Here is a 20,094-nt window from a genome sequence, read left to right as displayed (position 1 = left end):
GGCATCCCGCCCACCGGCATCCCGCCCACCGGCATCCCGCCCACCGGCATCCCGCCCACCGGCATCCCGCCCACCGGCATCCCGCCCACCGGCATCGCGCCCGGCGCCACCGCGCCCACCGGGAACGGCCGATGACCGCCACGCGCCCCGCCCGCCTGCTGGTGGCGGGCGTCGGGAACATCTTCCTCGCGGACGACGCCTTCGGCCCCGAGGTGATGCGGGCCCTGCGGGACCGCCCGCTGCCAACCGCCGTGCGGGCCCGCGACTTCGGCATCCGTGGCCTGGACCTGGCGTACGAACTGCTGGACGGCTACGACGTGGCGGTCCTCGTCGACACCGCGGCCCGCGGCCACCGGCCCGGCACCCTGACCCTGGTCGAGCCGGAACCGCCCGACGGCACGGCGTCCGGGGCCCCGCCGGAGGCGCACGGCATGGACCCGGCCAAGGTGCTGGCGCTGGCCGCGCACCTGGGCGACGGCCCGCTGCCCAGGGTCCTCGTCCTGGCCTGCGAGCCGCAGGTGCTGCCGCGCGACGACGAGGACATCGTGCCCGGGATCAGCGCACCGGTCCGGGAGGCCGTCGGGCGGGCCGTGACGGCGCTGCACACCCTGGTCCCGCTGCTCCTCGCCGACCCGGCGGCCACACCGGCGTTGGGCCGCCCGGAGGAATCGGACCGGCCGCACACGGCTGCGCTGCCGCACCTCGCGGCCGACGGCCCCGAAGATCGGTGACGGACCCGGGCCCGCCCGCCGCGCGGCGGGCGGACCCGGGCCGCCCCTCCCGAGCCGACCCGAGGAGCAGCGCCCATGTGCCGGTCCGACGTCAAGCAGGCGGTCCTCGCCAAGAACGACGACCTGGCCGCGGCCCTGCGCCGCGACCTGGCCCGGCAGGGCGTCGCCGTGGTCAACCTGCTCTCCAGCCCGGGCAGCGGCAAGACCGAGCTGCTCGGCCGGGTGCTGGCCCGCGCGGTCGAGCGGGGCGTCCCGGTGGCCGCGCTGACCGCGGACCTGGCCACCGAGAACGACGCCGTCCGGCTGGCCCGTTCGGGGGCGCCGGTGCAGCAGCTGCTCACCGACGGGCTGTGCCATCTGGAGGCCCGGCAGGTCCGCAGCCGGCTGGCGGGCTGGCTCCCGGCCGGCACCTCGGTGCTGTTCGTGGAGAACGTGGGCAACCTCGTCTGCCCGGCCTCGTACGACCTCGGCGAGACCCTGCGGATCGCGCTGATGGCGGTGACCGAGGGCGAGGACAAGCCGCTGAAGTACCCCACCGCGTTCGGCTCCGCCCACCTGGTCGTGATCACCAAGACGGACCTCGCCGAGGCCGCCGGTTTCGACGAGGGCGCCTTCCGCGCCCATGTGCACCGCGTCAACCCGGGGGTGGAGATCGTACGGTCGTGCGCCCGCACCGGCGAGGGCGTGGACGTCCTCCTGGAACGGGCGCTCGCCGCCCGTGACGGCGTCCCGCCGCACCGCCCCCCGCTCGCACCCCACCCGCACGGCCACCACCACGGCGACCACGACGACGCCGACGGCCACGAGCACGACGGCGACCCCGCCCACGACGAACGGCACGCCCACAGCCACGCCCACGAGCACGCGAGCCCCGGCACCGAGGCCCGCGGCGGCCACCCCGCACACCCCGACCCGGCGTCCACCCAGGCCTCATGACCGCACCCGCCACCGGGCCGGTACGCCGCCGGCTCACCGTGCGCGGCACGGTGCAGGGCGTCGGCTTCCGGCCCTACGTGCACCGCCTGGCCGCCGACCTCGCACTGGCCGGGTTCGTGAGCAACACCGCGAGCGGGGTGGTGATCGAGGTCGAGGGCCCGCCGGACGGCGTCGCACGGTTCTGCGACCGGCTGGCCGAGCAGCCGCCGCCGCTGGCCGCCGTCACCGCCGTCGGACTGGAGGAGGTTCCCGCCACCGGCGCGACCGGCTCCTTCTCCATCCGCCCCTCCGAGCACACCCCGGGGCGCACGCAGCTCCCGCCCGACACCGCCACCTGCGCCGACTGCCTGCGCGAACTGGCCGATCCGGCCGACCGCCGCCACCGGCACCCGTTCATCACCTGCACCCACTGCGGCCCCCGCTTCACCATCGCCACCGCGATGCCGTACGACCGCGCGGTCACCACCATGGCCGGCTTCCCGATGTGCCCCGGCTGCGCCCGGGAGTACGGCGATCCCGCCGACCGCCGCTTCCACGCCCAGCCCGTGGCCTGCCCCGACTGCGGGCCCCGGCTGCGCCTGGTGACCGCCCGGGAGGACGGCCACGGCGACGGCGCAGGCCACGCGGCCCGGGACACGGACGCGCTGACGGCCGCCCGGGCGCTGCTCGCCGCTGGACGGATCGTCGCCGTCAAGGGTGTCGGCGGCTACCACCTGGCCTGCGACGCCACCGACCCGCGGGCCGTCGCCACGCTGCGCGGCCGCAAGGAGCGCGGCGGCAAGGCCTTCGCGGTGATGTGCGCAGACCTCGCCACCGCGGAGCGGATCGCGGTCCTGACCGGCGCGGAGCGGGCCGCGCTGACCGGCCCCCGGCGCCCCATCGTCCTGCTGCGCCGGCGCACCGGCGCGGACGGCCCGCGGCTGGCCGACGAGGTGTGCCCGGGCAGCCCGCACGTCGGCGTGATGCTGCCCTACACCCCCGTGCACACCCTGCTGTTCGGGCTGCCCGGCGATCCCCCCGGCCCCCGCGTGCTGGTCATGACCAGCGGCAACCGCTCCGGCGAGCCCATCGTCACGGACGACGGCGAGGCACTGACCCGGCTGGCCGGACTCGCCGACGCCTGGCTGGCCCACGACCGCCCCGTCGCCTCGCCGTGCGACGACTCGCTGCTGCGGGTCCGCCCCGACGGCACCGAGCAGGTGCTGCGCCGCTCCCGCGGGTACGTGCCCCGCCCGCTGAGCCTGGCGGTCCCGGTGCGTGCGGCGCTCGCGATGGGCGGCGACCTGAAGAACGCCCCGTGCGTCGGCGAGGGTGACCACGCCTGGTTCGGGCCGCACATCGGCGACATGGGGGACCTGGCCGCGCTCCAGGCCGCCGGCCGAGTCGAACGGCAGCTGCTGCGGCTGACCGGAGTCACCCCCACGCTGGTCGCCGCCGACCGGCACCCCGGCTACCACTCATCCCGCCTGGCCCGCTGCCGGGCCGCCGAACTCCGGGCGCCGGAAACCCTGTTCGTGCAGCACCACCACGCGCACATCGCCTCGGCGATGGCCGAGCACGGCCTCGACGGCACCACCCCCGTGATCGGCGTCGCCTTCGACGGCACCGGCTACGGCGACGACGGCACCGTGTGGGGCGGCGAGGTGCTGCTCGCCGACTACGCGGGCTACCGGCGCTTCGCCCGCCTGGCCCCCGCCCCGCTGCCGGGCGGGGACGCCGGAGTGGCCAACCCGTGCCGGCTGGCGCTGGCCCGGCTGTGGGCGGCCGGCCTGCCGTGGGAGCCCCGCCTGCCCAGCGTCACCGCCTGCACCCCTGAGGAACTGACCGTCCTGAAAAGGCAGTTGACGCGCCAGGTGGCCTGCGTGCCGACCTCCAGCATGGGCCGGCTCTTCGACGCCGTGTCGTCCCTGACCGGCGTGTGCCAGCGCGCGGGATACGAGGCGCAGGCCGCGCTCGAACTGGAGGCCGCGGCCGCCCGCGCCTGGGCGCGGGAGACGGCGGCCTACGCCTTCGGGTTCACCACCGGCCCCGGCCCCCTGGAGTGCGACCCGGCGCCGCTGCTGCGGGCGCTCCTGACCGACCTGCGGCGCGGGACCCCGGCGCCGGTGCTCGCGGCCCGCTTCCACCGGGGCGTCGCGCGGGCCGTCGCCGAGATCTGCCGGCGCGCCCGTACGGCCACCGGGCTCGGCACCGTCGCCCTCAGCGGCGGCGTCTTCGCCAACGGCCTGCTGGAGGAGGAGTGCACCGCGCTGCTGGCGGCGGACGGCTTCACCGTGCTGCGCCACGGCGAGGTCCCGCCGAACGACGGCGGGCTGGCGCTCGGACAGCTCCTGGTCGCGGCCCACCGGCCACCGGGCCGCCGGCCGCCCCCGAGAGCCGCCCGATGAGCGGCGACCGCCCCGGCCCCCGCACGAGGAGGCCGGCCGACGACGGGACGGCCGCAGAACCGGCGACCGCACACAGCGACGAGACGGAGTGACCCATGTGCTTGGCAGTGCCCGGCAAAGTCGTGGCCATCGACGACAGCGCCGACCCGCTCACCGGTCTGATCGACTTCGGTGGGGTGCAGAAACAGGCGTGTCTGGAGTACCTGCCCGATGTGCGGGTGGGGGAGTACGTCATCGTCCACGTCGGGTTCGCCCTGCAGCGCCTGGACGAGGAGTCGGCGCGGGCGTCCCTGGAGCTGTTCGAGCAACTCGGGCTGCTGGAAGAGGAGTTCGGCGACGCCTGGGAGCAGGCGGCGCGACAGTCCGGGAGCGCCGCCCCGCACGCCCCCGTGGCCGCGGAGAGCGGGGAGAACGGGAGTGAGGTGCGATGAAGTACATCGACGAGTTCAACGACCCCGGCCTGGCGCGGCGGCTGCTGGACGAGATCCGCGCGACGGTCACCCGGCCCTGGGCGCTGATGGAGGTCTGCGGCGGTCAGACCCACTCGATCATCCGGCACGGCATCGACCAACTGCTGCCCGAAGAGGTGGAGTTGATCCACGGCCCGGGCTGCCCGGTGTGCGTCACCCCGCTGGAGGTCATCGACAAGGCGCTGGAGATCGCCTCCCGCCCCGAGGTGATCTTCTGCTCCTTCGGGGACATGCTGCGGGTGCCGGGCACCGGCCGGGACCTGTTCCGGGTCAAGGGCGAGGGCGGTGACGTACGCGTGGTGTACTCGCCGCTGGACGCCCTCCAGCTCGCGCGCAGGCACCCCGACCGTCAGGTCGTCTTCTTCGCCATCGGCTTCGAGACGACCGCCCCGGCCAACGCCATGGCCGTGCACCAGGCCCGCCGCATGGGCCTGGACAACTTCAGCCTGCTGGTCTCCCACGTGCGGGTGCCACCGGCCGTCGAGGCCATCATGAGCGCGCCCGCCTGCCGGGTGCAGGGCTTCCTCGCCGCCGGGCACGTGTGCAGCGTGATGGGCACCGCCGAGTACCCGGAGCTGGCCGAGCGGCACCGCGTGCCGATCGTGGTGACCGGCTTCGAACCGCTGGACATCCTCGAGGGCATCCGGCGCTCCGTCCACCAGCTGGAGCGCGGCGAGCACCGCGTGGAGAACGCCTACCCCCGCGCCGTCCGCGAGCAGGGCAATCCGGCCGCGCTGCGCATGATCGAGGAGGTGTTCGAGGTCACCGACCGCAACTGGCGCGGCATCGGACGCATCCCGGGCAGCGGCTGGCGCCTGTCCGAAGCCTTCCGCGCCCACGACGCCGAGCACCGCTTCGACGTCGGCGGCATCCGCACCGAGGAGCCCGCCGAGTGCCGGGCCGGCGAGGTCCTCCAGGGCCTGATCAAGCCGACCGAGTGCGCCGCGTTCGGCACCACCTGCACCCCGCGCACCCCGCTCGGCGCCACCATGGTCTCCAGCGAGGGCGCCTGCGCGGCCTACTACCTGTACCGGCGGATGAACGGTTCGGCCCCGCAGGGCTCCCGCATCCCGCAGGAGGAGATGAACTCCGTTGGCTGAACTGGCTTCCACGGCGGCCACGGCTCCCCGAGGCGCCGCCCCCGCCGAACCCGCCCCCGTCGACCCCGCGAACTGGACCTGCCCCGCCCCGCTGCGCGACCAGCCCGTGGTGGTGATGGGGCACGGGGGAGGCGGCGCCCTGTCCGCCGAGCTGATCGAGCAGGTCTTCGCCCCCGCCTACGGCAACCCCACCCTCGCCGCGCTCGCCGACTCGGCGGTCCTCGACCTCGGCGGCGCCCGGGTGGCGTTCTCCACCGACTCCTACGTCGTCCGGCCGCTGTTCTTCCCCGGCGGCTGCCTCGGCGACCTGGCGGTCAACGGCACCGTCAACGATCTGGCGATGAGCGGCGCCCGGCCCGCCTACCTGTCCACGGCCTTCGTCCTGGAGGAGGGCGTCGGCCTCGACGTCGTCGAGCGGGTGGCCCGCGCCATGGGCGCGGCCGCCGAGGCGGCGGGCGTCACCGTGGCCACCGGCGACACCAAGGTGGTGGAGTCCGGGCACGGCGACGGCGTGTACGTCACCACGGCAGGCGTCGGTCTCGTCCCCGAGGGCGTGGACATCCGCCCGCAGCGGGCCCGGCCGGGCGACGCCGTCATCGTCAGCGGGCCCATCGGCCTCCACGGTGTGGCGATCATGAGCGTGCGGGAGGGCCTGGAGTTCGGTGTCGAGGTCGCCAGCGACACCGCGCCCCTCGCCGACCTGGTGGCGGCCATGCTCGCGGTCACCCCGGACATCCATGTGCTGCGCGACCCCACCCGGGGCGGGCTCGCCGCTTCCCTCAACGAGATCGCCCGCGCCTCCGGCACCGGCGTACGGCTGCGGGAGCGCGCGATCCCGGTCCCGGACGCGGTCGTCAACGCCTGCGGATTCCTGGGCCTCGACCCGCTCTACGTCGCCAACGAGGGCCGGCTCGTCGCCTTCGTACCGGGGCCGGAGGCGGAGGCCGTCCTCGCGGCGATGCGCGCCCATCCGCGAGGCGGCGGCGCCGCCGTCATCGGCGAGTGCGTCGCCGACCACCCCGGCATGGTCGTGGTCTCCACCGGCCTCGGCGGCACGCGGGTGGTGGACCTGCCGCTCGGTGAGCAACTGCCGCGCATCTGCTGAGCCCGCAGCGCACGGACTCGACCAGGCGCCGACCCCGCCGGAGCGCATCGCTCCGGCGGGGCCGGTCGTTCCGTCTCCCGGCCCGTCAGGGCGGCGCCGGCACCGGCTCGATCCCGGTGATCTCCAGCTCCCGCCCCCTCCGCAGCTCCTGCGACGGGCGGTCGCAGCGCGGACACCAGAAGAACGGGGGCATGCCCACCGGGAACTCCTCTGCGCACGGGGCGCAGTAGGCGTGCGCGGGAACCTGCTCGACGACGAGCCGGGCCGCGGCGAGCGCGGTCCCGTCGCGCGCCACCTCGAAGGCGAAGGCCAGCGCGTCGGGCACGACACCGGCCAACTCGCCCACGCGGACGGTCACCGCCGCGACGGCGTCCGTCCCGTCGGCGCGGGCGAGGTCTCCGGCCTGTTCCACGATCGCGGTCGCGATCGACAACTCGTGCACGACGGGCTCACGGGTACCGGTGGCCCGCGCGGAAGCCACCGGTCATGCGCCAGATCCGCACCTCGCGCATCAGGCTGGGGTACAACCAGGCGAACAGCGCCAGCGCCAGTCCGCCCGTCAGGGCGGCCTGGGCCGCCAGCACGCGCCGCGCCGTTCCGCCGGCACCTCTGCCGGCGCCCGCCGCGCCCCTCGTTCTCGCTCGTTGGAGCTTCATCACGGCCACTCCCTGCTGTCTGTCATCCAGGTGAGATGTTCGGCATGACCTTCAGGAGCGTGTCATGCCGCTTCCAGTGGATCCCGGTGGAGCGGCGCGCGTCGGCGGTGCCGTCCTCGTGGTGCCCGGTCTGCTCCGCGTAGGGGCCGGTGTTGCCCTGGTGCGTACCGGGCACATGCGTGGGCATGTCGGGCCGGGCCTGGGGCCGGCCCACTCGGATGCTGCCCATGGGTGCTCTCCTTCCTCCTCGCCTCCGCCGCTCCCGCCCTCGGGGGCGGTCCGGCGGAGCGCGTGCTCACGGACGCTCGGTGAGGTCCGCGAAGAACCGCTCGACGGCGGGCCACACCCGGCCGCCGCCGGACAGGCCCCGCCACTCCCGGCGGACCACGGCCACCATCCGGAAGCAGTCGTCGATCGGCACGATCCAGTGGTGGTCGAGACCGTGCACGGTGTTCACCAGCAGCGCCTCCACCTCGGGTTCCACGGAGGCGAGCTGCGGACACAGGGCGGCCATCCGCTGCCAGGCGGCCGCCTCCACCTCCCACCGCATGGCACCCGCCGGGCTCGGGCCCTGGGCTGTGACCGTGCCGTCGGCGCGCGGCACGAAGAAGACCAGGCCGACCGGCACGCCCAGCGGCCCGGTGTCCAGGTGGGGCAGCCGGATCCGGCGCCGGGGCACCAGGCGGAAGTGCCCGTCGCCCGCCCCGTCCCCGGGGAACAGCACCGAGCAGGGGCCGCAGACGCAGCGCACCTCGTCCTGGCCGGTGTCGTACAGGTGGGGGTGCTCGTCGGCCACCGGGGCCGCGCACAGGTCGCACCCCTCGGCCTGCTCCGCCGCCCGGTCGCCCGCGGAGCGGATGACGCGGGCCAGTGCTCCGTCCGTGCTCACCGGGCCTCCCGCACCCGCGGCGCGGCCCGGACCGCCAGCGCGTCCAGCGGGACGAACGCGGGCGCCGGGCGCCGCTCGTTCCCGTCCGGCACCGGCTCCACCGCCGTCAGTTCCGGGGCCGCCGCGAGCACCGCGGCGCGGACCGCGTCGGCGACGTCGTCCGTCCCGCCGCCGCAGCCGGAACCGCATCCGCCGCCGGTGGTCAGGCGCACCCGGCCGACCCGGCCGTCCGCCTTGTCCTCCACGCCGGCCCACTCCAGGTCGCCGCCGCGTTCGCGGACGGCGGGCCGCAGCCGCTCCACCGCGCGGGCGGCGCGGTGCTCGGCCGACTCGGGGTGGATCTCGTGCAGCACCAGCAGGTGCCCCAGCAGCTCGTCCTCGGCCAGGCGGCCGGCCGTCGGGCCGTCCGCGTGGTCCAGCACGCGGGCCAGCGCCTCGCCGTAGACCTCGGTGAGCAGCCGTACGGCCTCGATCGCACCGCGCACCGTCGGGCCGGGCGCGGACTCCAGCCCCGCCAGCAGCTCGTCGAGCCGGGCGAGCCGTGCCTCGACGGCCGGGTCGGCGAGCCGTCCGGCGGGGGAGCCGGCGGGGGAGTCCTGCCCCGCCTCAGCCATGGTTGGCCCCGTACGTCGGCGAGTGCAGGGTGGTGAGCGTCTTGCCCTTGCCCATGTACATGTGCACCCCGCACGGCAGACAGGGGTCGAAGCTGCGCACGGTGCGCATGATGTCGACGCCCTTGAAGTCGTCCGGCCCGTTCTCCTCGAAGATGGGCTGGCCCTGCACGGCGTCCTCGTACGGCCCGGGGGTGCCGTAGATGTCGCGGGGGCTGGCGTTCCACGGGGTGGGCGGGTACGGGTGGTAGTTCGCGATCTTCTTGTCCTTGATCACCAGGTGGTGGGAGAGGACGCCGCGCACGGCCTCGTGGAACCCGCAGCCGATCGCCTCGTCCGGCACCTCGAAGTTCTCGAACACCTTGGTGTCGCCGGCCCGGATCAGCCCCATGGCCTCCTCCAGGAACTGCAGAGCCATGGCGGCCGCGTAGGCGACGAAGTAGGGCCGGGCGCGGTCCCGTTCGATGGTGTTGCTCCACTGCGGGATCCGCCACTCCAGCGTGGTCTCCGGCAGCGTCTCGCCCTTGGGCAGGGAGATGCGCACGCTGTCGCCGGTCGCCTTGACGTAGGGGGTGTCCACCAGGCCGCTCAGCGCGGTCGACCACAGCCGGGCGAGCGGGCCGCCGCCGGTGTCCAGGGCCAGGTGCTGCCCGGTCTCCGGGTGGTACCAGCGCGGGCTCATCACCCAGCTGTACTTGCCCTCGAACTCGCGCTTCTGCGGCACCGGCAGTGTGGTCTGGTTCCACGGGTGCCGCATGTCGACGGGGTTGCCGAGCGGGTCGTGGGTGACGAAGGGCTGCTCGTTGACCCAGTCCTCGTAGAAGGAGCTGCCGAGCATGATGCGTAGGCCCAGGTTGATGTCGACCAGGTTGTTGGTGACGAGCTTGCCGTCGACGATGATGCCGGGGGTGACGTACATCGCCTTGCCCCAGGTGTTCATCGTCTCGTAGCGGTAGTCGACGACGTCGGGGTTCTGGAAGGCGCCCCAGCAGCCCAGCAGGATACGGCGTTTGCCGACCTCCTCGTAGCCGGGCAGCGCCTCGTAGAAGAAGTCGAAGACGTCGTCGTTCATCGCCACCGCCTTCTTCACGAAGTCGATGACGCGCATCAGCCGGCTGAGGTAGTCGGTGAAGGTGCTGGGCGTCGGCATCGTGCCGACCCCGCCCGGGTACAGCGTGGAGGGGTGGACGTGCCGCCCCTCCATCAGGCAGAACATCTCCCGGGTGACCCGGCTGACCTTCAGGGCCTCCTTGTAGACCTCGCCCTCGAAGGGGTTGAACGCCTTCATGATGTCGGCGATGGTCCGGTAGCCGTGGACGTCGCCGCGGGGCGCGGGGGTGCGCTCGGCGCGGGCGAGCACACCGGGGTTGGTGGCCTTGACCATGGCCTCGCAGAAGTCCACGAACACCAGGTTGTCCTGGAAGATCGTGTGGTCGAACATGTACTCGGCGGCTTCGCCGAGGTTGACGATGTGCTCGGCCAGCCGCGGCGGCTTGACGCCGTAGGCCATCTGCTGGGCGTAGTCGGAGCACGTGGTGTGGTTGTCGCCGCAGATGCCGCAGATGCGCGAGGTGATGAACCCGGCGTCGCGCGGGTCCTTCCCCTTCATGAACACCGAGTAGCCGCGGAACAGCGACGAGGTGCTGTGGCACTCGACGACTTCCTGGTTGGCGAAGTCGATCTTCGTGTAGATGCCCAGGTTGCCGATGATCCGGGTGATCGGATCCCAGGACATGTCCACGATCTGTGCGGGCTTGCGCCCCGTGGGCCGGGCCTCGGTAGTGGTCATCTGCGTTACTGCCCCTCGCTGTCCGTGTTCCGTGGTTCTGGGTGGGTGTGCGGTCCGCGCGGCATCAGGGGCGCCAGTGCGGGTCGTAACCGCTGGTCAGCTTGCGCTTGTTGTGGCGCCATCTGGGTTCGTGGTTCACCATCTCGTTGGTCAGCCCGCGCAGTCGGCGGATGACGGCCCCGTACGGCTTGATGGCGAGCGACGACAGCGTGCCGCCGGGAGGCTCGTCCATGAACGGCATGAACGCGTCGGGGAAGCCGGGCATGGTGCAGCCGATGCAGATGCCGCCGACGTTGGGGCAGCCGCCGATGCCGGCCATCCAGCCCCGCTTGGGCACGTTGCAGTTGACGACCGGGCCCCAGCAGCCCGTCTTCACCAGGCACTTGGGGGAGTTGTAGTCCTTGGCGAAGGTGGCCTGCTCGTAGTACGAGCCCCGGTCGCAGCCCTCGTGCACCGTCTTCCCGAACAGCCACTGCGGGCGCAGCATGTGGTCCAGCGGCGGCGGGGGAGCCGAGCCGGCCGCGTGGTACAGCGTCCAGATCAGCGTCTCCATGAAGTTCTCGGGCTGGATGGGGCAGCCGGGCACGTTGACGACCGGCAGGCCGCCCTGCGACTTGTAGTCCCAGCCCAGGTAGTCCGCGAGCCCCATGCAGCCGGTGGGGTTGCCGGCCATGGCGTGGATGCCGCCGTAGGCGGCGCAGGTGCCGGCGGCCACCACCGCCCAGGCCTTGGGCGCCAGTTGGTCGATCCACCAGTTCAGGGTCTGCGGTTCGCCGGTGTCCGGGTCGTTGCCGAAGGACGTCCAGTAGCCGTCGCCCTTGATGACGTTCTGGTTCGGGATCGACCCCTCGATGACGAGGATGAAGGGGGCCAGGTCACCGCGCGCCGCCGCCCGGTAGGGGGCGAGGAAGTCCTCGCCGCCCAGACTCGGCGAGAGCACCTTGTTGACCAGGTTCACCTTCGGCAGGCCGGGGATCAGGCCGAGCACCAGGTCCTCCAGGGAGGGCTGGTCGGCGGCCGTCAGCGAGACGGTGTCGCCGTCGCAGCTCATCCCTTCCGAGATCCACAGGATGGTGACCTCGTCGAAGCCCTTCCGCTCCTCGGCCCGGCTGGGTTCTCGGCTGACGTCGGTGGTGCCGGTGTGCGTGCTCATGTGTTCGGCCTCCCCTGCAGGGGGTCTCGGAGTCGGTCGGGTGCCGCCGCCACAGGTGCGGCGGGAGTCGCCTCGGGCGGCTCGTCCGGGGTGTCCGTGAGCGGCTCGAGTTCCTCGGGCCGGAAGTAGTGGAAGCGTCCGTACCAGCCGTTGAGTTCGGCGGCGGGGTCGTCGTCGAGGGTGACCGCGAGGTGCGTGCTGCCGTCCACGTCGTGGAAGACGGCGGCGACCTGGGCGGTCCGCCCGAGCAGGAACATGTCCTGCGCGTCGGCGCCCCGGCCCCGCGGGCACAGCCGCACGCGGCTGCCGCGCCCCACGGGCACGCCGTCGACGGGCACCGTGTCGGTGGCGGGTGACAGGCCGTCGTCGGCGTCCTCCCGCCACCAGGCGGCGCGCCCTGGGCCCGGGTCCGTGGGCGCCGTGGGCGCCGCAGGCGCCCCGGGCGCCGCGGGATTGGCCGGGGACAGGGAGCGGATGGCGCCGTGCAGCCGGGCGAAGACCTCCTGGGGCATGGAGTCGACCCGGTCCAGGATCTCGGCCGCCCGCTGGTCGGTGGCGCGTGCCTCGCGCTTCTCCTCGTCGGTCAGGAGCATGGTGCGCAGCGTCAGGATCTCGTCGATCTCCCCGGCGTCGTGCAGATCGCCCGGGCTCTCCGGCGCCACCCGCGGGTGGTCGGGAAGGATGATCGGGGCGGAGAGCAGGGCGGGCCCGGTGTCACCGTCGCGCGGTGCGCCGCCGGGGGAGGGAGACGCGAGCTCGTCCGGGGAGCAGCCGCCGAGGACGGGGAAGGTGAACGCGTTGCGGCAGTCGCGGACGTGGTCGCTCAGGGCTGCGGGCGGGTCGATGAGCGAGGCGAACTCCAGCCCCTCGCCGCCGACCAGGGTGTGCGTGGCGATCAGGGCGTCGCGCAGCACCTCGTCCCGCGCGGCCCGTGGGTCCGCCGCCCGCCCGGTGTTCTCGGTGCGCACCCGGAGCCGGTACACGTCCTCCGCCAACCGCTCGGCGGCGACCGTGGCGCTCGCCCGGACCTCCCGGCGCCGCCGCACCACCCGCCCCGCGCCCGCCGGCAGCGGCTCGGTCTCCTCGCCGGCCGGCGCCCCCACCGAGGCGGTGAACCCGCCGCGCAGCAGGTCGGCCAGGGGGACCACGAGGTCCGTCTCCCGCGGCACCGCCTCGTCGAAGGTCAGGTGCGCCGTGCCGTCGGCCGTCCGCAGCGACTCCACCGGACGGTGGCCGCCGTCGCCGGTGGCCTCCTCCACCTGCTTGTGCTGCATCTGCAGGAAGCGCACCCGCACGCGTAAGACGGCGTCGGTGTTCCGGGCGCGCAGCACGCACTCGGTCTGCTGGTACCAGGAGTCGGCGGAGCCGGAGACGCCCGGCACGACCGGTCCGTCGCGCTCGACCCAGTCGGGCGGCAGCAGGACGCCGAACTGCCAGCGCACCCGGTTCTTGGGCGAGGAGCGGCGGTACGGATAGAGCAGGTAGCCCTCGTACAGGACGGCGTCGGCGACCGCGCTCAGCCGTGCGAAGGGATGCCCGCCACGGCTCGTGGACTCGGCTTCGCCGTCCACGGGGGCGGCGTACGGAACGCCACCTTCGACCACGGCCTCCGGCATCACGCCTCCTCGAATTCGCACGTGGACCATCACTTCCACCACCGTCACACCGCTGACGCGGCTTCGCCCCCTGCGGCCCAGTGCGGCTGGGCCGGTCAGGTGAACGGCGGACGCCGCGCGGGGCGGATGCCGGAAGACTGACCGGGCCGGTCCGAGCCGGCCCGGCCCCCTTCGCACGCTCCGGACGGCCCCATGCAGACGTTCCTGCCGTACGCCGACTTCGCCGCCTCCGCGCGGGTGCTCGACCGCCGCCGCCTGGGCAAACAGCGGGTCGAGGCCGTGCAGGTGCTGCGCGGCCTGACGGTCCCCGGCTACGGATGGCGCCGGCATCCGGCCGTGCGCATGTGGGCGGGGTACGAGGAGGCGCTGGTCCGCTACGGCCTGGAGGTCTGCCGTGTCTGGCGGGAGCGGGGCCACCAGGACAGCTGCGCGGCCACCCTCGTCGCCGACCTCGCCACGGTCCGCCCCGGGGCTCCGGTGCGCGACCAGCGCGACCTGGCGGCCGCCGGAGAGCTGCCGCCCTGGCTCGGCGACGAGGCCGTGCACCGCAGCCACCGGTCGGCACTGGTGCGCAAGGACCCGGACACCTACGCCGCGCTCTTTCCCGGGGTGCCCGGCGACGTGCCGTACGTCTGGCCGTCGTCGGACCGTGAAGGGGCGGGGGAGGCGCGCCCCCCGGGCGGCGACTGACCGGGTGGGCGACTTCCGGACGGCGACTGACCGGAGGGCGCCCGCCGGGCGGTGACTGACCGGGCGGGTCCCCCTGGAGGCGCGGCCAGGGGGTGCCCGCCGGACACGCCTCGCGCCGCCCTCGCGTGTTCGAATTTTAGTTCGATAGTGTGGGTCGTGCGAGGTGAGAGACATGACGGCGAACGCGAGGGGGCCCGAGGTGGCGACGGTGATGCACGTGCGCTGCCCCGACCGTCTGCCGGAGGAGACCTACCGGCAGGTACTGGAGCAGCTGGCGGAGCTGTCCCCGGTGGTGCAGGCACTGCCCCCGGCCGCGGCCCTGGTGGAGCTGAAGGGGGCCCTGCGCTACCACGGCACGGACGCGCGCCGGCTGGGCGAGGTGCTGCGGGTGCGGACGATCTCCCGGCTCGGCGTCGACGTCCGGGTCGGGATCGGCCCCTCGATCACGGTGGCGGCCACCGCGTCCGCGCAGGTGGGCGCCCCGGGCGGCGTCCTCGCCGTCGACCCCGGCCAGGTCACGCGGTGGCTCGGGCCGCTGCCGGTCGAGGCCCTCCACGGCATCGGCCCGCGACAGGCGGAGGCCCTGCACGACTACGGCATCCACACCGTGGGCCTGCTCGCCGCCACCCCGCCCGCCACGGTGCAGCGGCTGCTCGGGGGCAGGGCCGGGCGGTCGGCCGCCGAGCGGGCACGCGGTGTCGATCCGCGCGCGGTCGTCCCCCGGGCGCTGCCCGCCTCGGCCTCCGTGCGCTGCGCCTTCCCCCGGCACGCCCTGGAGGGCGCCGAGGTGCGGGCCGCCCTGCTGGACCTGGTCGTCCGGCTCGGGCGCCTGCTGCGCGGGCGCCACCAGGCCGCCAGAGCGCTGACCCTGGTGCTGCGCTTCGCCGGCGGCACCTCGTGGGACACCACCCGCCGTCTGCCGGAGCCCTCCGCGCACGACGAGGACCTGCGCACCCTGGCCTACCGGCTGATGGACGCCGCCGGACTCCAGCGCGGCCGTCTGACCGGCATGGCCCTCAGGGCCGAGGACCTCGTCGACGCCGACCGGGTGGCCGAGCAGATCAGCCTGGACGGCGCACGCGAGGCCCGGCTGGTCGCCGAGGAGGCCATGGACCGGATCCGGGACAGGTTCGGGCCCGGCGCCGTCGGCCCCGCCGCGGTGTTCCGGCGCGCCGGGTGATCCGGAGGCCCCGTGCCGGCGCGTCGGACCACCCCGTGGGCCCCGTGCCGCCGGTCGGGCCGCGGGTGAGCGACGGGGAAATCCGGTTGCGAGGGGCCGGGCGCCCTGGCCGAGGATGATCGTATGAGTCGAGAAGCGGACGAGGGCGGGGTGGCCGGGGCCGTCGCCGGCGAACTGAGCCTGATGGACCCGGAGGTGCGCGCGTCACGGTCCCTGGCCGACCGGCTGCTGGACCCCGAGTTCGTCGAGGTCGGCGCCTCGGGCCGGCGGTGGACCCGCGAGGAGATGCTCGCCGCGCTCCCGGACCCCGAGGGCGGCACCGCGCACGGCCCCCGCCACGAGCCGTCGGACATCACGGGAGTCGTGCTTGCCCCGGGCCTTGTGCACCTCACCTACGAGACCGTCACCGGCGGCCGGCGCGCCCGCCGCAGCTCGCTCTGGCGCAGGAGCGACGGGGCGGACGGCTGGCGGATGTACTACCACCAGGCCACCCCCCGTACCGCCGGGCACCGGATGAACCGCCGTCGGCCGCGGCCGTGAGCCGTGGCGGCCGGCCCGGCCCGACGGGGACGTGCCGGCCGCACGGTGTCACTGCACGTCGACGTAGTCGCCGCTCGCCTTGACGGCGGGGGTGGTCGAGGTGCCCGTGAAGTACCAGCGCCAGTAGCCGTCCTCGGCCGCGGTGGCCGTGGTGCTCAGCCCGCCCGTGCTCGAGGTGTACACGGTCTTGACGGTGGAGTAGGTGGTGCTGCCGGCCTTGCGGAACTGGAGCTTGACCGGCTGGTTGGCGTAGCCCCGGTAGTCGAGGCTGTCCCAGTTGGCCCGGGACAGCTTGCCCGTGACCGAGAGGGTCTGGCCCTTGGCGACCGGCTCCGGGCTCGCGTTCACCGTCAGCTTCGACAGGCGCTGCAGCCGCGTGGTGCCGTAGGCCCAGCGGTCGGTCCAGCTGCCGTCGTTCGCCGACGCCTGCACCTCGACCTTCCACGTGCCCGCGTCGGCGTTGGTCTGCCACCAGTCGGGCTCGAAGGTGAACGTCTTCGAGCAGGTGGACGTCGTGGCGCTCGCGGCCACGCAGTCCGCCGGGGTGGTGTCCTGGTCCGTGGCGATGCTGTCGGTGGCGTCGAAGTAGGGGTCGCCCCCGTCCGGGCCCCGCCACAGGGAGAAGTCGGCGTCCCAGATGCCGGAGGGGTCGCTCGCCGTCACGGACACCGTGACCGTGCGGTCGGTGGTGCCGACGACGATGCTCTTGCCGCCGTTGACGACCACGTTGTCGATCTGGATGTCACCGGTCCCGTCGTCCGCGTAGGCGGCCGGGACGGTGATCCCGGCCAGCGCGGTGACGGCGAGCGCGGCGAGTATGGCGCGTCTTCGCACAAGTCTCCTTCGTGAGCACGGAGGATGTCCGCCCGGAAGGCGGCTCCGTGGCGGCGCCCACTATAAGTTGATCTTCGAGGCCGCAGAACCCTTCCGGCACCGGCCGCGGGACGGGGTGATCTCCGCGGCGATCAGGCGTGTCGCGGTGTCGTCCGTGGGCACTGGGAGACGATGGGGCCGCCCTCGGGACGTTCCGGACAGCGGGTTTCCGGACACGCCGGGAGGCCGGGCCCGGAGGGAGACACTTCGTGGAACAGCGGGTCACACCGGAGCGGACCGGTGCCGTCGGGACGGCCGCGACCGACGGCGGCGCCGGACGGGGCGCCGGTCCCGCCGACGCGCGGCGGCGGATCCCCCGCACCGACGTCGTCCTCGCCGATCCGCGGCTCGCCGCGGCGGCGGCCCGGCTGGGCCAGGACACGGTCAAGGCGGCGGTCCGGCGGGCCCAGGAGCGGGCACGCGACGGCGCCGTCCCGCCCGAGGACGTCGCCGACACCGCGGTCGCCCTGCTGCCCGCCACGTCCGGCGGACTGCGGCCGGTGCTCAACGCCACCGGGGTGGTGCTGCACACCAACCTCGGCCGGGCGCCGCTGTCGGCGGCGGCCCGGCAGGCGGTCCAGGACGCCTCCGGGCCCACGGACGTCGAGCTGGACCTGGTGACCGGAGTGCGGGCCCGGCGCGGACGCAGCGCCCTGCGCGCGCTGTGCGACCGGGTGCCCGCGGCGGCCGCCGCGCACGTGGTCAACAACGGCGCCGCCGCGCTGCTGCTGGCCGCCACCGCGCTGGCCGCCGGCCGGGAGATCGTCATCAGCCGCGGCGAGATGGTGGAGATCGGGGACGGCTTCCGGCTTCCGGACCTGCTGGTGTCCACCGGGGCGCGACTCCGCGAGGTCGGCACCACCAATCGCACCACGGCCGCCGACTACGCCGCCGCCATCGGCCCGGAGACGGCGTTCGTGCTGAAGGTGCACCCCTCCAACTTCCGCGTCACCGGTTTCACCCGCGCCGCCGAGGCCCACGAGCTGGCGGGACTGGGCGTGCCGGTCGTCGTCGACATCGGCTCCGGACTGCTCGCCCCCCACCCGCTGCTCCCGGACGAGCCCGACGCGCAGACCCAGTTGCGGTCCGGCGCCAGTCTCGTCACCGCCAGCGGCGACAAGCTCCTCGGCGGACCCCAGTGCGGACTGCTGCTCGGCGCCGAGGACATCGTGCGGACGATGGCACGGCACCCGCTGGCCCGCGCCCTGCGCGTGGACAAGCTGACGCTGGCGGCCCTGGAGGCGACCCTGACCGGCCCGCCCTCCCCGACCGCCGCCGCGCTGGCCGCCGACGCCGGCCGGCTCAGGCGGCGGGCGGACCGCCTCGCCGCGGCGCTGGCCGCCGACGGCGTCGAGGCACGGGCCGTCGACAGTGCCGCGACGGTGGGCGGAGGCGGCGCACCCGGTGTGACCCTGCCCAGCGCCGCGCTGTCCCTGCCCGAGGCGTACGCCGCCCCGCTGCGCACCGGAGCGGACCCGGTCGTCGGACGGCTGGAGGCCGGGCGCTGCCTGCTCGACCTGCGGACCGTGCCGCCCGAGGACGACGAACGGCTCGCCACGGCCGTACGCCGGGTCGCGGGGAGGTAGCCGCCATGCGGGTGCTGGCCACCGCCGGACACGTCGACCACGGCAAGTCCGCCCTGGTGCGGGCGCTGACCGGGATGGAACCCGACCGCTACGAGGAGGAGCGGCGCAGAGGGCTCACCCTGGACCTCGGCTTCGTGTGGACCCGCCTCGACCCGGACGCGGAACACCCGGACGGCGAACACCTGGCCTTCGTGGACGTACCCGGCCACGAGAAGTTCGTCGCGACCATGCTCGCCGGGGTCGGCCCCGTCCCCGCCGTGCTGTTCGTCGTCGCCGCGGACCAGGGCTGGCAGCAGCAGTCGCAGGAGCACCTGGCGATCCTCGACGCGCTCGGCGTGCGGCACGCCGTCCTCGCGGTCACCCGCAGCGACCTCGCCGACCCCGAACCCGTGCGCGCCGACGCCGTGGAGCGCATGGCCGCCACCTCGCTCGGCGCCGTGCCGTCCGTCGCGGTGAGCGCGGTGACCGGCGCCGGACTGGACGAACTGCGGGCGCTGCTCGGCCGGTCGGCCCGAGCGCTGCCCGTGCCGCCCGCCGACGCGGACGTGCGGTTGTGGCTGGACCGGGCCTTCACCGTGCGCGGTCACGGCACCGTGGTGACCGGCACGCTCGGCGCGGGCACCCTGCGCGTGGGCGACCGGCTGGTCACCGGGGACGGCTCGGCCGAACTGCGGGTGCGCGGGCTTCAGGCCGCGCACGAGGAACGCCCCGCCGTCAGCGGCGTCGCGCGCGTGGCGGTCAACGTGCACGGAGCGGTGGACGGCGCCCTGCGTCGCGGCCAGGTGCTGCTGACCCCCGGCCGCTGGCTGCCCACCACCGTCGCCGACGTCCGGGTCACCGGCGAGCCCGTCGACGAACTGCCCCGCCGCGCCACCCTGCACCTCGGCACGGCCGCCGTCCCGGTGACCGTCAGACCGCTGGGCAAGGACACCGCCCGGCTGACCCTGGACCGCGCCCTCCCCCTGCGCGTGGGGGACCAGGCTGTGCTGCGCGAACCGGGCGGCGGACGGACGCCCTGCGGCGTGACGGTGCTGGACGTGCGCCCGCCGCGGCTGAACCGGCGTGGCGCCGGACGGGCCCGGGCCGACGAACTCGCGGACCTCACCGGAGTGCCCGACGGGCCCGCGGAGCTGCGGCGCCGCAGGCTCGTGCGGCGCTCGGAGCTGCTGGCCATGGGCGTTGCGCCGCCCGTCGCGCCCGGGGCCGGGGACTGGCTCGCCGACGAGGGCCACTGGACCGGGCTGCGCGCCCGGCTGGCCGCCGAGGTGGAGCGGTACGCGAAGGACCACCCCCTCGAACCGGGGCTGCCGACCGAGGCGGCCCGCCGCCTGCTCGGCCTGCCCGACCGGGCCCTGGTGGACGCGCTCGCCGCGACGCCGGGCGAACCGCGCCTGACGTGCCGCCAGGGCCGGCTGCACGGGCCCGGGGGCGTGCGGCCCACGCTGCCGCCGCCGCTGCGGGCCGCCGTCGACGCCGTGCGCCGGGACCTGGAGCGGGCGCCCTTCCGCGCGCCCGAGGCCGACCGTCTCACCGAACTGGGGCTCACCCGCAGGGCGCTGGCCGCCGCGGTCGCCGCGGGCGCGCTGCTGCGGGTCGCCGACGGCATCGTGCTGCTCCCCGGCGCGGACGCCCGGGCCGCCGCCGTCCTGCGCGGGCTTCCCCAGCCGTTCACGCTGAGCGAGGCGCGCCGGGCGCTGGACACCACGCGGAGGGTGGCGGTGCCCCTGCTGGAACTGCTCGACGCCAAGGGCCTCACGGAACGCGTCGACGACCGGCACCGGC

19 protein-coding genes and 1 pseudogene are annotated in these 20,094 nt (G+C 75.0%); 11 read left to right on the top strand and 9 right to left on the bottom strand.

Going from position 1 to position 20,094, the window contains the following annotated elements:
• Window positions 1-131 precede the first annotated feature (131 nt).
• The 6 genes from ACIPM1_RS08640 (at window position 132) to hypE (ending at window position 6,729) form a co-directional block, all read left to right on the top strand.
• Window positions 132-731, top strand: coding sequence for a hydrogenase maturation protease (locus ACIPM1_RS08640; RefSeq protein WP_402430824.1), 600 nt, complete (start codon window positions 132-134; stop codon window positions 729-731).
• Between the two features lie 75 nt (window positions 732-806).
• A complete protein-coding gene (hypB, locus tag ACIPM1_RS08635; RefSeq protein ID WP_402430822.1) occupies window positions 807-1,667 on the top strand; it encodes a hydrogenase nickel incorporation protein HypB in 861 nt (286 codons plus the stop codon).
• Window positions 1,664-4,054 carry a carbamoyltransferase HypF gene (gene hypF / locus ACIPM1_RS08630; protein ID WP_402430819.1) on the top strand — a complete coding sequence of 797 codons (2,391 nt, stop codon included), beginning with the start codon at window positions 1,664-1,666 and terminating at the stop codon, window positions 4,052-4,054. The genes hypB and hypF overlap by 4 nt, the downstream gene beginning before the upstream one ends.
• Window positions 4,055-4,149: 95 nt before the next feature.
• Complete coding sequence (locus ACIPM1_RS08625; RefSeq protein ID WP_356190871.1) at window positions 4,150-4,485, top strand: HypC/HybG/HupF family hydrogenase formation chaperone; 336 nt, start codon at window positions 4,150-4,152, stop codon at window positions 4,483-4,485.
• On the top strand, window positions 4,482-5,624 hold the full coding sequence (hypD, locus tag ACIPM1_RS08620) for a hydrogenase formation protein HypD (protein ID WP_402430816.1): 1,143 nt from the start codon (window positions 4,482-4,484) through the stop codon (window positions 5,622-5,624). Before ACIPM1_RS08625 ends, hypD begins: the two co-directional genes overlap by 4 nt.
• Before the next feature lie 115 nt (window positions 5,625-5,739).
• Complete coding sequence (gene hypE / locus ACIPM1_RS08615; protein WP_402431822.1) at window positions 5,740-6,729, top strand: hydrogenase expression/formation protein HypE; 990 nt, start codon at window positions 5,740-5,742, stop codon at window positions 6,727-6,729.
• 85 nt (window positions 6,730-6,814) lie between these two features.
• Here the strand turns inward: hypE and hypA are convergent, their stop codons facing one another.
• The 8 genes from hypA to ACIPM1_RS08575 all read right to left on the bottom strand — a co-directional run bounded on the left by hypA (window position 6,815) and on the right by ACIPM1_RS08575 (window position 13,443).
• On the bottom strand, window positions 6,815-7,171 hold the full coding sequence (gene hypA, locus ACIPM1_RS08610) for a hydrogenase maturation nickel metallochaperone HypA (protein ID WP_402430813.1): 357 nt from the start codon (window positions 7,169-7,171) through the stop codon (window positions 6,815-6,817).
• Between the two features lie 7 nt (window positions 7,172-7,178).
• On the bottom strand, window positions 7,179-7,385 hold the full coding sequence (locus tag ACIPM1_RS08605) for a hypothetical protein (protein ID WP_402430810.1): 207 nt from the start codon (window positions 7,383-7,385) through the stop codon (window positions 7,179-7,181).
• 22 nt (window positions 7,386-7,407) lie between these two features.
• Window positions 7,408-7,614: a hypothetical protein gene (locus tag ACIPM1_RS08600; protein WP_402430807.1), complete on the bottom strand. Its 207-nt coding sequence runs from the start codon at window positions 7,612-7,614 to the stop codon at window positions 7,408-7,410.
• A 66-nt stretch (window positions 7,615-7,680) separates the two neighbouring features.
• The gene (locus ACIPM1_RS08595) at window positions 7,681-8,274 is read right to left on the bottom strand and encodes a DUF5947 family protein (RefSeq protein WP_402430804.1); all 594 of its coding nucleotides are present in this window, start codon (window positions 8,272-8,274) and stop codon (window positions 7,681-7,683) included.
• Complete coding sequence (locus ACIPM1_RS08590; protein ID WP_356190858.1) at window positions 8,271-8,888, bottom strand: NifU family protein; 618 nt, start codon at window positions 8,886-8,888, stop codon at window positions 8,271-8,273. The genes ACIPM1_RS08595 and ACIPM1_RS08590 overlap by 4 nt, the downstream gene beginning before the upstream one ends.
• Window positions 8,881-10,674 carry a nickel-dependent hydrogenase large subunit gene (locus ACIPM1_RS08585; protein WP_402430801.1) on the bottom strand — a complete coding sequence of 598 codons (1,794 nt, stop codon included), beginning with the start codon at window positions 10,672-10,674 and terminating at the stop codon, window positions 8,881-8,883. Before ACIPM1_RS08585 ends, ACIPM1_RS08590 begins: the two co-directional genes overlap by 8 nt.
• Before the next feature lie 64 nt (window positions 10,675-10,738).
• Window positions 10,739-11,827 carry a hydrogenase expression protein HypE gene (locus tag ACIPM1_RS08580; RefSeq protein WP_402430798.1) on the bottom strand — a complete coding sequence of 363 codons (1,089 nt, stop codon included), beginning with the start codon at window positions 11,825-11,827 and terminating at the stop codon, window positions 10,739-10,741.
• A complete protein-coding gene (locus ACIPM1_RS08575; protein WP_402430795.1) occupies window positions 11,824-13,443 on the bottom strand; it encodes a hypothetical protein in 1,620 nt (539 codons plus the stop codon). Before ACIPM1_RS08575 ends, ACIPM1_RS08580 begins: the two co-directional genes overlap by 4 nt.
• 192 nt (window positions 13,444-13,635) lie before the next feature.
• Here ACIPM1_RS08575 and ACIPM1_RS08570 point away from each other — a divergent pair, with 192 nt between their 5' ends.
• From ACIPM1_RS08570 to ACIPM1_RS08560, 3 genes are all read left to right on the top strand, one after another.
• On the top strand, window positions 13,636-14,133 hold the full coding sequence (locus tag ACIPM1_RS08570; protein WP_402430792.1) for an MSMEG_6728 family protein: 498 nt from the start codon (window positions 13,636-13,638) through the stop codon (window positions 14,131-14,133).
• Window positions 14,134-14,305: 172 nt separating this feature from the next.
• A complete protein-coding gene (locus ACIPM1_RS08565) occupies window positions 14,306-15,313 on the top strand; it encodes a hypothetical protein (protein WP_402430789.1) in 1,008 nt (335 codons plus the stop codon).
• Window positions 15,314-15,436: 123 nt separating this feature from the next.
• On the top strand, window positions 15,437-15,853 hold the full coding sequence (locus ACIPM1_RS08560; RefSeq protein ID WP_402430786.1) for a DUF4440 domain-containing protein: 417 nt from the start codon (window positions 15,437-15,439) through the stop codon (window positions 15,851-15,853).
• 48 nt (window positions 15,854-15,901) lie between these two features.
• Here the strand turns inward: ACIPM1_RS08560 and ACIPM1_RS08555 are convergent, their stop codons facing one another.
• Window positions 15,902-16,687, bottom strand: coding sequence for a calcium-binding protein (locus ACIPM1_RS08555; protein ID WP_402430783.1), 786 nt, complete (start codon window positions 16,685-16,687; stop codon window positions 15,902-15,904).
• A gap of 248 nt (window positions 16,688-16,935) precedes the next feature.
• On the opposite strand from ACIPM1_RS08555, the gene selA reads away from it, so the two are divergent.
• Both selA and ACIPM1_RS08545 read left to right on the top strand, forming a co-directional pair.
• Window positions 16,936-18,312 (top strand): L-seryl-tRNA(Sec) selenium transferase, encoded by a 1,377-nt coding sequence (gene selA, locus ACIPM1_RS08550; protein WP_402430780.1) that lies wholly within the window; start codon window positions 16,936-16,938, stop codon window positions 18,310-18,312.
• 5 nt (window positions 18,313-18,317) lie between these two features.
• Window positions 18,318-20,081: pseudogene (locus tag ACIPM1_RS08545) on the top strand (SelB C-terminal domain-containing protein); the annotation flags it as partial.
• Window positions 20,082-20,094: the final 13 nt, after the last annotated feature.

The organism is Streptomyces sp. NPDC086766, from assembly GCF_044746005.1.
Classification (GTDB): domain Bacteria; phylum Actinomycetota; class Actinomycetes; order Streptomycetales; family Streptomycetaceae; genus Streptomyces.
This window is presented reverse-complemented; position numbering and strand designations above follow the sequence as displayed.

Bases quoted from the DNA above. Each gene is read 5' to 3' on its own strand.
- ACIPM1_RS08640 (WP_402430824.1), top strand. From the start codon at position 132: ATGACCGCCACGCGCCCCGCCCGCCTGCTGGTGGCGGGCGTCGGGAAC.
- hypB (WP_402430822.1), top strand. From the start codon at position 807: ATGTGCCGGTCCGACGTCAAGCAGGCGGTCCTCGCCAAGAACGACGAC.
- hypF (WP_402430819.1), top strand. From the start codon at position 1,664: ATGACCGCACCCGCCACCGGGCCGGTACGCCGCCGGCTCACCGTGCGC.
- ACIPM1_RS08625 (WP_356190871.1), top strand. From the start codon at position 4,150: ATGTGCTTGGCAGTGCCCGGCAAAGTCGTGGCCATCGACGACAGCGCC.
- hypD (WP_402430816.1), top strand. From the start codon at position 4,482: ATGAAGTACATCGACGAGTTCAACGACCCCGGCCTGGCGCGGCGGCTG.
- hypE (WP_402431822.1), top strand. From the start codon at position 5,740: ATGGGGCACGGGGGAGGCGGCGCCCTGTCCGCCGAGCTGATCGAGCAG.
- ACIPM1_RS08605 (WP_402430810.1), bottom strand. From the start codon at position 7,385: ATGAAGCTCCAACGAGCGAGAACGAGGGGCGCGGCGGGCGCCGGCAGA.
- ACIPM1_RS08600 (WP_402430807.1), bottom strand. From the start codon at position 7,614: ATGGGCAGCATCCGAGTGGGCCGGCCCCAGGCCCGGCCCGACATGCCC.
- ACIPM1_RS08590 (WP_356190858.1), bottom strand. From the start codon at position 8,888: ATGGCTGAGGCGGGGCAGGACTCCCCCGCCGGCTCCCCCGCCGGACGG.
- ACIPM1_RS08585 (WP_402430801.1), bottom strand. From the start codon at position 10,674: ATGACCACTACCGAGGCCCGGCCCACGGGGCGCAAGCCCGCACAGATC.
- ACIPM1_RS08580 (WP_402430798.1), bottom strand. From the start codon at position 11,827: ATGAGCACGCACACCGGCACCACCGACGTCAGCCGAGAACCCAGCCGG.
- ACIPM1_RS08575 (WP_402430795.1), bottom strand. From the start codon at position 13,443: ATGCCGGAGGCCGTGGTCGAAGGTGGCGTTCCGTACGCCGCCCCCGTG.
- ACIPM1_RS08570 (WP_402430792.1), top strand. From the start codon at position 13,636: ATGCAGACGTTCCTGCCGTACGCCGACTTCGCCGCCTCCGCGCGGGTG.
- ACIPM1_RS08565 (WP_402430789.1), top strand. From the start codon at position 14,306: ATGACGGCGAACGCGAGGGGGCCCGAGGTGGCGACGGTGATGCACGTG.
- ACIPM1_RS08560 (WP_402430786.1), top strand. From the start codon at position 15,437: ATGAGTCGAGAAGCGGACGAGGGCGGGGTGGCCGGGGCCGTCGCCGGC.